8 protein-coding genes and 1 pseudogene are annotated in these 16013 nt (G+C 75.8%); 4 read left to right on the top strand and 5 right to left on the bottom strand.

The window, feature by feature from the left end; genetic code table 11:
• Positions 1-15: 15 nt before the first annotated feature.
• Both REH70_RS03715 and REH70_RS03710 read left to right on the top strand, forming a co-directional pair.
• The gene (locus REH70_RS03715) at positions 16-1308 is read left to right on the top strand and encodes a DUF58 domain-containing protein (RefSeq protein ID WP_310754129.1); all 1293 of its coding nucleotides are present in this window, start codon (positions 16-18) and stop codon (positions 1306-1308) included.
• Positions 1309-1382: 74 nt separating this feature from the next.
• On the top strand, positions 1383-2105 hold the full coding sequence (locus tag REH70_RS03710) for a hypothetical protein (RefSeq protein WP_310752366.1): 723 nt from the start codon (positions 1383-1385) through the stop codon (positions 2103-2105).
• 75 nt (positions 2106-2180) lie between these two features.
• On the opposite strand, the gene REH70_RS03705 is transcribed toward REH70_RS03710, so the two are convergent.
• From REH70_RS03705 to REH70_RS03695, 3 genes are all read right to left on the bottom strand, one after another.
• Positions 2181-4220, bottom strand: coding sequence for a dynamin family protein (locus tag REH70_RS03705; RefSeq protein ID WP_310752364.1), 2040 nt, complete (start codon positions 4218-4220; stop codon positions 2181-2183).
• A gap of 34 nt (positions 4221-4254) precedes the next feature.
• On the bottom strand, positions 4255-6102 hold the full coding sequence (locus REH70_RS03700; protein ID WP_310752362.1) for a dynamin family protein: 1848 nt from the start codon (positions 6100-6102) through the stop codon (positions 4255-4257).
• A gap of 113 nt (positions 6103-6215) precedes the next feature.
• Positions 6216-7637, bottom strand: coding sequence for an IniB N-terminal domain-containing protein (locus tag REH70_RS03695; protein ID WP_310752360.1), 1422 nt, complete (start codon positions 7635-7637; stop codon positions 6216-6218).
• 542 nt (positions 7638-8179) lie between these two features.
• Between REH70_RS03695 and REH70_RS03690 the strand changes: the two genes are divergently transcribed.
• On the top strand, positions 8180-9193 hold the full coding sequence (locus tag REH70_RS03690; RefSeq protein WP_310752358.1) for a hypothetical protein: 1014 nt from the start codon (positions 8180-8182) through the stop codon (positions 9191-9193).
• Positions 9194-12294: 3101 nt separating this feature from the next.
• Here the strand turns inward: REH70_RS03690 and REH70_RS03685 are convergent.
• The gene (locus tag REH70_RS03685; protein WP_310752356.1) at positions 12295-13284 is read right to left on the bottom strand and encodes a stage II sporulation protein M; all 990 of its coding nucleotides are present in this window, start codon (positions 13282-13284) and stop codon (positions 12295-12297) included.
• Between the two features lie 117 nt (positions 13285-13401).
• Between REH70_RS03685 and REH70_RS03680 the strand changes: the two genes are divergently transcribed.
• Positions 13402-14220: an RDD family protein gene (locus REH70_RS03680; protein ID WP_310752354.1), complete on the top strand. Its 819-nt coding sequence runs from the start codon at positions 13402-13404 to the stop codon at positions 14218-14220.
• A gap of 100 nt (positions 14221-14320) precedes the next feature.
• Here the strand turns inward: REH70_RS03680 and ahcY are convergent.
• Positions 14321-15792, bottom strand: a pseudogene (ahcY, locus tag REH70_RS03675) (adenosylhomocysteinase).
• Positions 15793-16013: the final 221 nt, after the last annotated feature.

Raw genomic sequence — 16013 nt, 5'->3', positions numbered from 1 at the left:
GGGCGAGGGACCGACATGGCGCTGACCTGGCGTGCCGTGGCGCTCGCCGCGGCCGGCCTGCTGCCGGTGCTGCTCGTGCCGGTGCCGGGGGCCGTGCTGCTGTGGGCGCTGCTCGTCGTCGTCCTGTGCGGGGTCGACGCCGGCCTGGCCGCGTCGCCGCGGCTCGTGGCGGTCTCCCGGGTGCTGCCCGGGTCGGTCCGGCTCACCGAGCAGACCCGGTCCGTGCTCACCGTGACGAACACGAGCACGCGACGCCTGCGCGCCCTGGTGCGCGACGCCTGGCAGCCCTCCGCCGGCGCCCAGGCCAACCGGCACGCGGTCGACCTGCCGCCGGGCGAGTCGCGGCGGGTCGTCACCGCCCTGGTCCCGACCCGCCGCGGGGACCGGCACGCCGACCTCGTGACGATCCGCTCGTTCGGACCGCTCGGGCTCGCCGCGCGGCAGGTGTCGATCCCCGTCCCGGCCGTGCTGCGGGTGCTGCCGGAGTTCGCGTCCCGCCGCCACCTGCCCAGCCGCCTCGCGCGACTGCGCGAGATGGACGGCCGCGCCGCCGTGCAGGTCCGCGGCCAGGGCACCGAGTTCGACTCCCTGCGCGAGTACGTCATCGGCGACGACGTCCGGTCCATCGACTGGCGCGCCACCGCACGTCGGTCCGAGGTCGTCGTCCGCACGTGGCGGCCGGAGCGGGACCGGCGCGTCCTGCTCGTGGTGGACACCTCCCGCACGTCGGCCGCCCGGATCGGCGACGCACCGCGTCTGGACGCGTCGATCGAGGCCGCCCTGCTGCTGGGGGCGCTCGCCGGCCGGGCGGGTGACCGGGTCGAGCTCGTGGCGTTCGACCGTCGGGTGCGGGCCAGGGTCGCCGGGGCGCAGGGCCCACGCCTCATGCCGGCCCTGGCCGACGCGCTGGCCCCGATCGAGCCCGCACTCGTCGAGACCGACTGGCCCGGCGTCGTCCGGGAGGTCCGGGCACGGCTGTCGCAGCGGTCGCTCGTCGTGCTGCTGTCCGCCCTGGAGCCGGCGACGGTGCAGTCGGGTCTGCTCGGGGTCATCGGCCGTCTCGCCGGCGACCACACCGTCGTCCTCGCCTCCGTGCGTGACCCCGAGTCCGACGCCCTGCGGACCGGCCGGGGCAGCGCGTCGGAGGTGTTCGACGCCGCCGCGGCCGAGCGCGCCCAGCTCGAGCGGTCCGCCGTCGGGGTGCGCCTGCGCCAGCGCGGCGCGGAGGTCGTCGACGCCCTGCCGGACGACCTCGCCCCGCGGCTCGCCGACGCCTACCTCGCCCTCAAGGCGGCCGGCCGGCTCTGAGCGCCGATGCGCGGTCCGGTCTCGTCCGGGTGGCGAGCCTTGTGGGCCACCGCGCGGCACGCGACGATCGGGGCATGACGCGCCACGACCGGACCGACGACGCCCGCATCGCCGCGCTCGCGGCGAGCCGTGCCCTGCTCACGGTCACCGCGGTCGCCGTCGCGGCCGGGGCCGTCGTCGCGGCGTGCGCGCCCGCACCTCGACCCGGCGGGCCCACGCCGCTCGCGCCGCCGTCGCAGACCGAGGTCGACCGCGTGCTGCGGACCGCGGGCGCGACCGGACCGGCGCACGAGGTGTGGGTGTGGAACCCGCGGTGGGTCGACGGCGACCCGGGCGCGGAGCCCCTGCACCGCGCCGCCGAGTGGGTCGCCACCACGGGCGACCCGCGCACCCCGGGCGGCACGGTCACGGCCTGGCAGGACCCGGCCGGCGACGGTGAGGTGACGCACGCGGCCACCGACGACGACGCCACGCTCGCCGCCGCCCTCGCCACGCTCACCATGCCCGCCATGCCTGCCACGCCTGCCACGCCTGCCACGCCTGCCACGCCTGCCACGCCTGCCATGCCCGCCACGCCTGCCACGCCTGCCACGCCTGCCACGCAGGAGGGTGCCGGCGCCACGGCGACGTTGGTCCGCGACCGGTCCGACTGGCTGCTCGTCACCGAGGACCGCGTCCGGTCCCTGCTGTCCCCGCCGCGCACCGACGTCGTCGGCGAGGTGACGGTCACCGAGTACCGCGACCTGCTCGTCCGGCGCGCGCAGGGCGCCGCGGGGGACGACACGGTCGGCGGCTGACGCCGCCGCTGCCGACGGCGCCGTCGGACCACTCCGTGGCGCATGCCGGGGACGCCGACCGCACGCCCGGTACGGTCACGCCATGACACCGGAGGCCGACGTGGGCGGGCGCGGGGACGACGCGCCGCGGGTCCGGCGCGTGGACCGGCGACCGGCCGCACCGGCACGGCCGGACCTCGGCGGGCAGGGGTTCGCAGCGGCCCTCGACGTGGGCGGCCCGCCCGCCCCTCTGGTCGCGTCCGTCGCGCTGTGGCTGGCCGCCGCCGTCGCCGCCGCGAGCGCCGTGGTCGTCCTGTGGCAGGAGCAGGTGGGCGTCCGAGCGCGCCTCGCCGCGGTCGCCGTCGAGCAGGACCCGTCGGTCGCCGCCGACGTCGTCGAGCAGAGCGCCCGGTACGCGTTCCTCGCCGGGGCCGGTGCGGTGGCCGTGGTCGCCGTCGTGCTCGTCGTCCTCGCCCTCGTGCTGCGCACGGGCCGGACCTGGGCGCGGCCCGCCCTCGTGCTGGCCGGGGCGGTGGGGGTCGTGGTCGCGATCGCGGTGCAGGACCTGGTCGCCGACCCGGCGCGGACGCTGACCGCCGACCCGGCACGCCTCGCGCTCGTCGCGCACGCGGCGCTCGTGCTCGCGGCCGGCGTCGCGATGTTTGCGCCCGGGGCGACCCGCTGGCTCAGGCGGGCACGGGCCGTGCGCCGCTGACCTCGTCGAGGAGCACCTCGCACGTGCGCACCACCAGCCGGCACGTGCGCCGCGTGTCGCGGTCCGCCAGGGGTCGGCACCTCGGTCGAGCCACTCGTCCCTGGCCCGCCGCGCCGCCTGCGCGACCTCCCCGGGGTGGTGTCCGGCGGGAGGCCCAGCCGGTCGGTCGGCCGGTCCCCCTGGGCGCCGAGCAGCCGCTCGGCGGCGACCAGGACGTCCGGTGCGAGGTCCAGCCCCTGGCTGCGCAGCATGCCGAGCCCGTCGAGCTCCCGCGCGCCGTGCGCGGCGAGCGTGAGGCGCTCGCAGTCGGCGGCCAGGGCGCGCGCGTCCGGCACGGGGTGCTCGGCCAGGAGGCGGGTCAGCGTGCGCAGCGCCCCCTGTGCCCGCAGCGTGTCGCGCCGGGCGGTGAGCTGGGCGTCCAGCACGCGGCGCAGCTCGGTGAGCCCGCTGCGACGCTCGAGCTCGGCGGCCAGTGCGGCCGCGGGCAGGCCACGGTTGCGCAGCAGGGTCAGTGCGAGCCGGACGCCGAAGAGCCCGAACCGCGCGAGGAGGCCGGCGCGCGCCGGGGCGGCCACGGGCAGTCCCAGGGACGGCCGGCGGAAGCGGTCCACCGAGAGCATGAGCCCGTCGGTCACCGACCGGTCGAGCGCGGCCAGCGCGCGCAGGTCGGCGACCTCCTCCTCCCGCAGGGTCTGACCGGTGAGCCCGAGGAGGCCGGCGACCGGGACCACCGTCTGGCACACCGGCCGCAGGGCGGGGTCACTGCGGTACCGCTCCGCGACCCGTCCGGCGGCGATCATCGCGTCGATCCGGCCGACGCCGACCTCGTCCGCGCGGGAGAGGACGGCGACGGTGCCGGGCGCGGCACCACGCCCGGACCGTCCGGCCCCGAAGGACTCGAGGAACCGCACGTCCGTGGCGTGCAGGTGGCGCATGAGGTAGACGACGGCGTCGACGGCGGACTCCGCGTCGGCGCGGGTCAGGAACTCCCGGGTGCGCTCGGAGACGTCACGGGACAGCGAGTCCAGCCCGGGGGTGTCCACGAGCGTGGTCCGGACCAGCCCGGGCGCGGGCCACGCCACCTCGATGCGATCCACGTCCGCGGCGCTGCGTCCCCGGAGGTCGATCTGGAGGCCCTGCGGTCCGCGCCGCGGAGGGCTCGACCACGGCTCACCCCGGACGGGGTGCACGGTCACCGCGGGCGTGGCGGCCCACCGGTACCAGGTGAGCACCCGGGTGCACTCGGCGTGGTCGCTCGCCGCGAGCTCCACGCCGAGCAGCGCGTTGAGCAGGGTCGACTTGCCCGCCTTGAGCTTCCCTGCGAGCGCCACCTGGAGCGGCGCGTCCATCCGCTCCACCTCGCGCTCGAGCGCGGCGACGGCGTCCGGGACCTCCGCGTACGCCCTCTGGGCGCGGCGCACCAGGTCGTGGACCTCCCCGCCGTCCGGCTCGGGGTCACGCCGGGACCCCGACGGGCTCGACCCGGTGCTCGCCCAACCGCAGCGCGGCGGCGCGGACGTCCTCGATCCGGGCGACCGCCGCGCGGGCAGCGGCGACGCGGCCGGACCGGTCCGCCTCGCCCGCGCTCGCCGCCTCGCGTGCCGTGCGCACCGAGTCGTCGAGCGAGCGGTACAGCTCCTCGGCGGTGGTCGTGAAGTGGTCACGCAGGACCCGCTGCATGGCGCGCAGCCGGTCCTTGGAGTCCTTGCCCACCTGGAACACGACCTCGTCGACGTGGCGCCGGACCGCCGCCTTGGCCTCCGCCTGACGTCGCTTGACGCGCGCCTTCTTGTCGTCCCGATACGCCTTGCCGCCCATGATCACGCCGATGCCCACGGAGAACGGGTTGATGATCGACATGCCGAAGGCGACCAGCGTCACCATGCCGAACATGAGGATCCCGCCGTAGGACCCCCGCAGGGCGATCAGCGCCTTCTGCGTCGGTCCGACCCGCTCGACCTCGACGCGCTCGAGCCGTGCGACGAGGTCCAGCGCCTCCTGGCTGTCGCCGTGCACGAGCTCGGGCAGCGCGACGTCGCCCTGCCGGTCGAAGTGCTCGCCGACCTGCTTGGCGAGCCACTGCGCGCGCTCGTGGGCCCACACGAAGTTCGCTGCGACGGCCGAGGCGATCCGCTGCACGAGCCAGTCGTCGAAGTCCTCCCAGACCATGCCGGGATCGGCGGTGTCGATGGCCTCCTCGGCCTCGCGGGTGATCTTGCGCAGCCGGTCCCGCAGGTCGTAGTCGATGTCGGCGGCGAGGTCGGCGACGCCGTCGCCGAGGGTCTGCTGCCACCGTGCCGAGCGGCGACGCAGCTCACCGGTGGCCTCGCGCGCGGCGACGAGGTCCTCGATCATCGCCGTGCTGCCCGCCGGATCCTGGAGCGCACCGAGCTCCGCGCGCGCCGACATCAGCAGGTGGTCGGTCACCGCGAGGACGTCGTGCGTGGTGGACCGCCGCGCCAGCGTGCCGGCGTGGCCGACGACGTCGTCACGCAGGTGGCGCACGAGGTCGCCGAACCCCGACTCCTCGTGCAGCTCGGCGTCCTTCGTGCGCGCGGCGTGCAGGCGGAGCGTGGACGACACCGGCATCAGCCGCACACGTGCCCCGGCCGCCGCCAGGTGGCCGCGGTCGAGCTCCGCGACCTGGCGCCAGTGGGGGTACAGGTCGATCTTGGTCAGCACGCACGCGACGTTGGGGCACAGCCGCATCGCCTGGTCGAGGAACTCCAGCTCGGGCTCGGAGTACTCCTGCGCGGCGTCCGAGACCAGCAGCACGGCGTCCGCGCTCGGCAGCGCCGCCATCGTGTTCGCCGCGTGCGTCGACCCCAGACCCCCCACCCCCGGGGTGTCGACGAGCACGAGCCCGTCCGCGAGCAGCCGCCGCGGCAGCGTCACCTCGGCGTACGCGAGCCGGCGCGCGTTCCCGGGGTTCCCGAGCTCGGACACGTGCTCGGGTAACGACTCCAGCGGGACCTCGACCCGGGTCGCCGGGGCCGTCGGCGTGCCGGGGTCCTCGGGGGCGTCCGGCGGCGCCAGGACGAGGGTGGCCGACGGCGTCTCGCCGTGGGCCACGACGGTGGGGACCGACGTCGCGACGTCGTCGTCGACCGGGCAGACGGGCGCGTTGACCAGCGCGTTGACCAGCTGGCTCTTGCCCTGCTTGAACTCGCCGACCACGAGGACGCGTACGTGCGGGTCGCGCAGGCGGCGCCGGGCGGCGTCCAGCCGTGCGAGCAGGTCGGGTCGTCCGGCGTCCGCCGTCACGTCGGCGGCGCGGTCGAGCAGGTCGGCAAGAGGTTCCACGTGCAGCTCCCGGTGTGTCGGACCCGAGTAACGCACTGCACAGGCCGGTCCCGCAACACCCCCGGGCGGGGTGGTGCGGGACCGGTCGTGCGAACCGTGCGGCCGGTGCGGCCTCAGATCAGCGGCTCATCCTCACCGACCGGGACCTGCGCGTCCAGGTCGACCGAGTTGTCGGAGTTGTCCGAGTTGTCGCTGTTGTCGCTGTTGTCGTCGATGACGACGTCGTCGTAGCCGTCGTCGTCGGAGTTGTCGCTGTTGTCGACGACCGAGTTGTCGACCACCGAGTTGTCGGAGTTGTCCGAGCTGTCGGCCACCGAGTTGTCCGAGTTGTCAGAGTTGTCGACCACCGAGTTGTCGGAGTTGTCGGAGCTGTCCACCACCGAGTTGTCCGAGTTGTCAGAGTTGTCGACCACCGAGTTGTCCGAGTTGTCGGAGCTGTCGGCCACCGAGTTGTCGGAGTTGTCGGAGTTGTCGACGAGGGAGTTGTCGACCACGGAGTTGTCGCTGTTGTCCGAGTTGTCGACGATCGAGTTGTCGACCACGGAGTTGTCGCTGTTGTCCGAGTTGTCTCTGTTGTCAGAGTTGTCGCTGTTGTCCGAGTTGTCGACGATCGAGTTGTCGACCACGGAGTTGTCGCTGTTGTCCGAGTTATCGGAGTTGTCGCTGTTGTCGGAGTTGTCGACGACCGAGTTGTCCGAGTTGTCGCTGTTGTCGACCACCGAGTTGTCGGAGTTGTCCGAGGAGTCGCGGACGGAGTTGTCGGAGTTGTCGGAGTTGTCGACCACCGAGTTGTCGCTGTTGTCGGAGTTGTCGCTGTTGTCCGAGCTGTCGTGCACCGAGTTGTCGCTGTTGTCGGAGTTGTCCGAGCTGTCGGAGTTGTCGCTGTGGTCGGAGCTGTCGGTGTTGCCGACGACGTTGCCCTCACCCAGCACGTTGCCGGTCCCGACGACCGCGGGGCCGCTGACGTCGCCGCCGGCGGCGATGCCGCCGTTGGACACCACGGGGTGGATGTCGAACATCTGGTCCACGTCACCCTCGGCCCAGATGTTCTGGTTCACCGAGGCATCGACGATGGTGTCGCGGTCGTCGATGACCGTGGAGTTGTAGGTGTAGGTGGTGATGAGGTTCTGCAGCTGCGGGACGACGTCGTCCCCGCCCCCGGTCGACGTCGCCGGGGCGACCGCGGCCGGGGCAGCCGCCACCGGTGCCGCCACGGCGGGGGCCGCGCTGACCGTCCCGCCGCCGCCGGAGCTGCCGCCCGAGCCGCTCAGCGTCGCCGAGGCGGTGTTCCCTCCGGTGTCGTACGCGCGGTCCATGCTCACCGGCGACTGGTCGAGGACGACCGGGATGACGTCGTCGAGGTCGGCGGACGTGATGTCTCCCAGGCCGGCGTCCTCGAGGGCGCCCTGGGGGTCGTCGGAGAACGCCTGAGCGGCCTCCGGGTCGCGGAGCAGGCCGAGGATGAAGTCGAGGAGCGTGCTGGCTACGTGCGGCATGTCGATCCCTCTCGCGGTGATGTCGGGCGTGCTGCCCACCCAGGGACGCTAGGGACCGCCATCGCCGGGGGTATCGGGGACCTCCCCCACTTCCGGCGTGCCGTTAGGGGATGCGGCAGGTGACCGAACCGGGTGAAAGGGACGAACCGGCTGGTCGTGAGCGTGCCCGCCGGGGCATCATGGGCGCCGCACCCGGCCGCGACGTCGCAACCGAGGTGGTCTGCTCAGGGGGAGGGCCAGCATGGGGTTCACGCTCGGCGTCGACCTCGCCGGCACCCGCCCCGTCCTGGCGTTCGGCGATCCCGGCACCCAGCCCGTCCCCGAGCGCACCGACGGGACCCGCCCCGGCGTCGTGCCGGCACCACCCGGGCACCTCGACGCCTCTGCAGCCCCCGTCGCCGACCCCCTGCCCCCGACGCGGACGCCCCGTCGCACGACGCGCTCCCCGACCTGCTCGAACGCGTGGGGGGCCTGGACCTCCAGCACGGCGGCCGGACTCCCCGCACGTCGAGCTCGCCGACCTGGTCGAGCAGTGCACCCGCGCCGCGACCCGGACCCGGGGTGCACGCCCCGACGCCGTCGTGGTCAGCCACCCCGCGGAGTGGGGCCCCTACCGCACCGACCTCCTCGCCGGCGCCCTCGCGGACCGCCACCTGCCGCCGTTCTCCCTCGTCGCGGACGCATGCGCGATCGTCCGGCACGCCGTCGCGTCCGGGCGGCTGCGCCTGCCCGGACCGGCTCACGTCGCCGTCCTGGACGTCCGCGAGGAGCACACGTCGGTCGCCGTCGTCGCCGTGCCGGTGGCCGCGCCCGTCGCCGCCCGTGGTGCAGCGTCCGGGGACGGACCCGTGCTGGTGGGCGCCCCCCGCCTCCTGGCGGATCTCGGCGCCGCCGACCTCGACGACGCCGTGCTCGGGCACGTACGCCGCGTGGCCGGCGCCGGCGAGGCCGACGACGCCCCGCGGCTGGACCGGGACTCCGCCGCAGCGCTGCGGCAGGCGTGCCGGCGCGCGGCGGACGCACTCCTCGACGGCGCCGCGGCGGTGGTCCGGTACCCCGCACCGGAGGGCCCGCGTGACGTGCGCGTCGTGCCCGCCGACCTGGACGCACGACTGCGACCACGTGGCACCCGCACCGCCGGTGGCGCTGCGGCCGCCGTGGCGGCGCTCGTCCCGGCCGGTGTCGACGCCGTCCTGCTCACCGGGCGGCCCGCGGCACTGCCGCTGCTGACCGAGCTCGTCGCGCAGCGGTTCGACGCCCCGATCACGGCCCTGCCCGGGGACGCCGAGGCGGCAGCCCTGGGCGCAGCCGCGACGCCGCCCGGCACCACCGCCCAGCCCAGCGCGAGCCGCCGGGCGCGACACCGCGCCGGGGCGGCGGACAGCGACGAGCCGCGCCACAGCCGCCGGCGCGCGCCGGGCAGCCGCCGCGGCCGACGGCGCCCGGCCACCGCGGTGGCCGGCCTGGGCGTCGTCGCCCTCGGGGTGCTCGCGGTCGCCGTCTCCGACGACGCGTCCGCGGCCGACGACGCGTCCCGGCGGCCGGCGCACGAGGTGACCGACGAGCGTCCGCGGACGGGAGCGGTCGGCGGATGACCACGACGGTGGGCAACGACCAGCGACCGGCGCCGTCCGGGGCCGCCGTGAGTGGCCACGCCGGGCTGGCACCCACGGCGGTCGATCCCGGTCGACCGACGACGCCGTCGCCGCCGTCCACGCCGGGCGCCACCGACCCGGTCTGCGCCCACCCGGTGCTCCGGCGGACCCTGACGTGGGTGACGGACGCCCCCGACGCCCCGCTGCTGCTCGTGGTGTGCGGGCCCGGCGGGACCGGCAAGTCCGCCGCGCTGATCGCCCTGCGAGCGGCCTACCGCTCGACCGGGACGACGGTGGTGACCGTGCGGGGGCGGGCGGGAGTCCGCCTCGCCGACCTGCAGCAGGCCGGCGACCGACCGGTGCTGGTCGACGACGCGCACCTCCTGCCCGCCGACGTCCTCGCGTGGTTGACCGACCGGGCCGACGACCCCACCGGGCGGCTCGTCCTGGCGACGCGGCCGTGGCCGCGACCCACCGGGCTGGACGACCTCGTCCACGAGGCCGACGCCCGCGCCGCGGTGGTCGAGCTCGGTCCGCTGGACCGGTCCGGGGTGGCGGCGCTCGCGACGCATCGGCTCGGGCGCACCCCGCCGTCGTCGCTGGTCGACCACCTGACGCACCTGACGGCGGGGCAGCCCCGGCTCGTCGAGCTCGTGCTGAGCGGCGGGTCGACCGAGCGGGTGACGGCGGCGTCCGGCACACCGCTGCCGCCGGCACTGCTCGCCCGGCTCGACGCCGATCTCGGCCCCGCCCGGGCGCCCGGGCGCAGCGTCGTGCTGGCGCTCGCGCTCGGCGGCTCGGCCCTCCCCGCCGTCCTGTCCCCCGCCCTGGGGCTGTCCCCGGACGAGGTGGCCGACGCGCTGCAGGGCGCCCGTGCGGCGGGGCTGCTGCGCGACGACGGGACGGTGGTCCCGGTCGTCGGCGAGGCGGTGCTCGCGGCGTGCCCGGCGGACGGCGTGCGGTCGGTGCTCGAGGCGCTGCTCCGCGCCGAGACGGACCGCGGTCACGGCCCGACGGAGGTCGTCCGGCGCTTCGGTGGCGCACCGGTGCGGTCCGCCGCCCTCGCCACCGCGCTCCGCGAGGCGGGCGAGGCGCTCCGCGCGACGGACCCGGCACGCGCCGCCGCCCTCCTGGGGGCGGCCGTGGACGCCGGCGACCCCGACCCGCGGACCGCCGTCCGGCAGGCCGAGTGCGCGGGGCTCGCCGGGGACCTCACCGGCGCGCTCGCCACCGCCGACGCCGTCCTGCGCGCCGGGACGGGGCCCGCATCCGCCCCCGCCGTCGGTGTGGCGGCCGCCGTGCTCGCCCACCGGGGACGGCTGCGGACCGCCGCGACCCTCTACGCGGGGATCGGCGTCCGCGATGCCACGACGAGCGACGGCGCCGCCGCCGTCGTGGTCGTGGCGGCCGGGGGCACCGGGACCACGGCGACCGGTCCCGGGTCGCCGGCGGCGCGGGACACGGGCGCGGCGCAGGGGACGACGGTGCACGACGCCGCCTCGGGCCTGCTCGCGCAGGGCGTGCGGGAGTCCGTGGTCGGCGACGGTCGACGGTGCCTGGCCACCCTCGCCCAGGCTTCGGTCCTGCTCGGCGACGACGCCCGCTCCACGCTGCTCCCCGAGACGCCGGCGGCGCTCGGCGCCCTCGCCGCGCTCGGGGCCGGCGAGCCCGGGCACGCCGAGCGTGTGCTGCACCAGGCGCTGGTGACCGGCGAGGGCGGCCCCGTCGCCCAGCCGCGCCACCACCTGCTCCTGGCCTGGACCGCGATGCTCGGCGGCCGGGGCGACGAGTCACGCGAGCACCTCGCCCGTGCGGCGTCGACCGGGATGCCCGGTGCCGAGCGCGACGACCTGATGCGGCACGCAGTGACCGTGGGCCTCGCGAGACGATCGCACGACCTCGGCGCGCTGGCACGTGAGTGGCCGGTGGCCTGGGAGGCGCTGCTGCGCCACGGCGTGGACCTCACCGCGCTGCAGCCGCTCGGCGAGCTCGTCGTCGCCGCCGCACGGCTCGACCGGAGCCACGCGGTGGCGCCCCAGCTGCAGGACGCGCGCGACCTCCTCGCCCGGCTCAGGGAGCCGGCGCTGTGGGCGGCGCCGCTGCACTGGGCCGGTGTGCGTGCCGCGATCGTCGCCGAGCGGCCCGAGGCGGTGGGTCCCCATGCCGCGGCGCTCGTCCAGGGCGCGGCGGTCAGCCGGTACGCGGCGATGCTCGCGGACGCGGGCCGGGTGTGGGTGCAGGTGCTGGCCGGGCGGATCGAGACGACCGCCGTCGAACGCGCCGCCCGCCGGCTGCACGCGGCCGGACTCGGCTGGGACGGGGCGCGCCTGGCCGCGCACGCAGCCACCCGGACCGACGACCAGCGCAGCGGCGGCCAGCTCATGCAGCTCGCCCGGGATCTGCACCGCGGGGCCGACCGCGCCGCCGCACCGGGTGACGACCCGGTGCTGCGGACGTCGTCCCCTCCGGTCGGCGCACCGTCCGCCGTCGGACCCGCTGCTCGGGACGGCCTGTCCACGGCGACGGGTCCGACGGGTGCGGCGGTGGCCGCTGCCGCCGCGGTGACGGCCACGGCCACGGTGCATGCGGCGGTGCAGGCGGCGGTGCAGGCACCTGCCCTGCCGGGGCCGTCGGTCACGCGACGGGCCGATCCGCCGCCAGGCCCCGCGGACGCGGCGGACCCGTCGCGACCGGCGACGTCGGCGGCGTCGTCCGGCTCGCCGGCCCGGTGGGAGCCCGACGCGGCGACCGTGCCCGCCGGGCGTGGCGCGGCGTCGACGGCCTCGCCGCCGAGGACGGCGCGTGGTGGGGCTGCGCGCGCCCGGACCGGTGGCTCCGCGGCACCCGAGCCGGCGATCCACCTCTCCGATCGCGAGATCGAGGTCGCGCGGCTCGTGGTGGCCGGACACACCTACCGGGAGATCTCCGAGCGGCTCTACATCTCCCCCGGACGATCGAGCACCACGTCGCGCGCATGCGCCAGCGGCTCGGCCTGGACTCCCGAGCGGCCCTGCTGGCGCACCTGCGGGTGCGGCTGGCTCCCGACCTGCCGCGCTGAGGACGCCCAGCCGTCCGTCCGGAGGGGCCACGGCCCGTGCGGGCTAGCCGGCGACGGGGAGCACGTGACCCGCGCGGTCCGGGTCGAGGTCGCCGGTGTGACCGGCCGCGACGGCACGCCGTCCCAGCACGATCGTGTAGACCCAGAAGGCCGCCAGCGCGGCGGCGCCGACCGTGATCTTGACCCCCCATGGCAGGGACGACCCGGTGATGAAGCCCTCGATGAGCCCGGAGACCGCCAGCACACCGACCAGCCCGATCGCGACCGTGAACAGCGCGCGGCCCTCCTCGGCGAGCGCACGCGCCCGGGGGCGACGACCGGGGTCGACCCAGGTCCAGAACAGGCGGAGCCCGGCGGCGCCGGCGACGAACACCGCGGTGAGCTCGAGCAGGCCGTGCGGAGCGATGAGGGACAGGAAGATGTCGAGCCGTCCCTCGTCGGCCATCATCCCGCCGGTCGCACCGACCATCACGGCGTTGCTCGCCAGGACGTACAGCGGCCAGACCCCGCTGATGCCCAGACCGACGCACTGCGCCGCGATCCAGGCGTTGTTGGTCCACACCATCGCAGCGAAGCCGGCGGAGGGGTCGTAGTACTGGGCGAAGGCGTCCTCGGCGTAACTGCGACGTTCGCTCGGCGTGCCCATCGCCGCCAGTGCATCCGGGTCGGTCGCGACCCAGAACCCCGCGACGACCCCGACGAGCAGGCACGCGGCCGTGACCGTCACCGTCCACCACCGGATCCGGTAGAGGGCCGCGGGCAGCGACAGGACCACGAACCGGGTGACGTCGCCCCAGGCGGGCTCGTGCGCGCCGGCGATCGCGCTGCGTGCGCGGCCCAGGACGTCCGACAGGTGGGCGACCGTCGCGGCGTCCGGCGCGGCCGACCGGACGGTGGACAGGTCGGTCGCCACCGCCTGGTAGAGGCGGACCAGCTCGTCCGCCTCCGCGCCGTCGAGCCGTCGTCGCCGGGTCAGCTCCTCCAGGCGCGTCCACTGCCCGGTGCGCACGGCCACGAAGGCGTCGAGGTCCACGCCGGATACCCTGCCACAGCGCCCGTGCGCGGCCGGCGTCGCCCCGCCCGCCGGCCCGGCGGCGCGACCGGTGACGACGGGGCGCGGACCGGTGACGACGGACGGACGGAGCGGTGGATGACCGAGGGGATCCTGACCGGCGAGGGCGTGCTGCTCGACTCGCGGCCGGCGTCCTTCGCGAGCCGGCTGCTCGCGGGACTGCTCGACGTCCTCGTGCTGGGCACCGTGGTGATCGGGATCGTGGTCGTCCTCGGGGTGGTGGCCCCGGAGCTGGACGAGCAGACGGGCCAGGCCCTGCTGGTGGTCGCGCTCGTCCTGGTCATGGTCGTGGTGCCGACCGCCGTCGAGACGCTCACCCGCGGCCGGTCGCTGGGCAAGCTCGCCGCCGGCATCCGGATCGTGCGCGACGACGGCGGTCCGGTGCGCTTCCGGCAGGCCTTCGTCCGGGCGCTCACGGGGGTCGGTGAGCTGTGGCTCACCCTCGCGTCGGTCGCGCTCATCACGTCGATGGTCAACGACCAGGGCAAGCGGGTCGGCGACATCCTGGCCGGGACCTACGCCGTCCGGGTGCGCGGAGCGGTGCGCACGCTCCCGCCGCTGACCATGCCGCCCCCGCTCGCCGGCTGGGCGCGGTCGGCGGACATGGGCCGCCTGCCGGACGGTCTGGCGCTGTCGGTGCGGCAGTTCCTCGGGCGGGCCGCGACCCTGCACCCGGCGTCGCGGGTGGCGATGCGGGACCGGCTGACCGCGGAGGTGGCACGGTACGTCGCCCCGCCGCCGCCACCCGGGGCACCGCCGGAGGCGTTCCTGGCCGCGGTGCTCGTCGAGCGGCGCGACCGCGAGTACGCGTCGGCCAGCCGAGCCGCCGAGGCGGCGCGCGCCGAGGCGCAGGCCCTGCAGCGGCTCCCGCACTCCGTGCCCGACCCGGTCGACTAGGGCGCCGGTGCCCGGCCGGTGACACGACGACGCCCGGCCGGAAAACCGGCCGGGCGTCGTCGGTGGTGCGCCGCGGTCGTGCGCGGGTGGTGCGTCGCGGTCAGTACCGGTAGTGCTCGGGCTTGTACGGCCCCGCCGCGTCGATCCCGAGGTACTCGGCCTGCGTCTTGGACAGCTCGGTGAGCCGGGCGCCGAGGGCGTCCAGGTGCAGGCGCGCGACCTTCTCGTCGAGCACCTTGGGCAGGCGGTACACGCCCACCGGGTACTCGTCCTGCTTCGTGAAGAGCTCGATCTGGGCGATCACCTGGTTGGTGAACGAGCTGCTCATGACGAACGAGGGGTGGCCGGTCGCGTTGCCCAGGTTCAGCAGGCGCCCCTCGGACAGCACGATGATCGAGTGGCCGTCGGGGAAGGTCCACTCGTGGACCTGCGGCTTGATCTCGACCCGCTCGACGCCGGGCAGCGCGGCGAGCCCGGCCATCTCGATCTCGTTGTCGAAGTGGCCGATGTTGCCGACGATCGCCTTGTTCTTCATGCCCTGCATGTGCTCGGCCGTGATGACGTCGCGGTTGCCGGTCGTGGTGATGAAGAAGTCCGCCTGGTCCAGGACGTCCTCGATGCGCACGACCTGGTAGCCGTCCATCGCGGCCTGGAGCGCGCAGATCGGGTCGACCTCGGAGACGACGACGCGTGCGCCCTGCCCGCGCAGCGCCTCGGCCGCCCCTTGCCGACGTCGCCGTAGCCGGCGACGAACGCGACCTTGCCGCCCATGAGGACATCCGTGGCGCGGTTGATGCCGTCCGGCAGGGAGTGCCGGATGCCGTACTTGTTGTCGAACTTCGACTTGGTGACCGAGTCGTTGACGTTGATCGCCGGGAACAGCAGCTGACCGGCCTCGAACAGCTGGTACAGCCGGTGCACCCCGGTCGTGGTCTCCTCGGTGACGCCCTGGATCTCGGCCGCGATGCGGGTCCACCGCTGCGGGTCGACCGCGAGCGACCGGCGCAGCACGCCGAGGATGAGGTTGTACTCCTCGGAGTAACCGGCATCACCCGGGGTGCCGTCGGACGGCACCGCGCCCAGGCCCTCGAACTCGGCGCCCTTGTGGACGAGGAGCGTGGCGTCGCCGCCGTCGTCCAGGATCATGTTGGGCCGCTGGTCACCGGGCCACACCAGGATCTGCTCCGTGCACTCCCAGTACTCCTCGAGCGACTCGCCCTTCCAGGCGAAGACCGGGACACCCGAGGGCGCCTCGGGGGTTCCACCGCCGACGACGACGGCGGCCGCGGCCTCGTCCTGGGTGGAGAAGATGTTGCACGACGCCCAGCGGACCTCCGCGCCGAGCGCGGTGAGGGTCTCGATGAGCACGGCGGTCTGGACCGTCATGTGGATCGACCCGGCGATGCGGGCGCCGGCCAGCGGCTGCGACGCGGCGTACTCCTCGCGCAGAGCCATCAGGCCCGGCATCTCGTGCTCGGCGAGCCGGATCTGGTGGCGGCCCGCGGCGGCCAGGGACAGGTCGCGGACCTTGTACCGGCCGGGGACCTCGTGGAACGTGGACAGGGTGGTCATGGCACTCCGATGCTGCTGGACGAGGTGGTGGGCACGGCGAGACCTCGGCCGGAGCCGTCGCCTCACGATCTCGCCCGGCGCAGCCCGTCTGGGCCGTGGGCATCACCGACGCCGCGCGCGACCATCGTAACGTCGCGCCCATCGCCGCTGTTCCCGCCCGTGGGTCGGTCGGGGGGCAGCGGCGCGACCGCCCCGGACGCGGCGGCGCGGCGCCCCCGGTC

The sequence above is a fragment of the Cellulomonas sp. ATA003 genome, assembly GCF_031582905.1.
Classification (GTDB): Bacteria; Actinomycetota; Actinomycetes; order Actinomycetales; family Cellulomonadaceae; genus Pengzhenrongella.
Note: the sequence above shows the minus strand (reverse complement) of the source record. Positions and strands in the feature narration are given on the sequence as shown.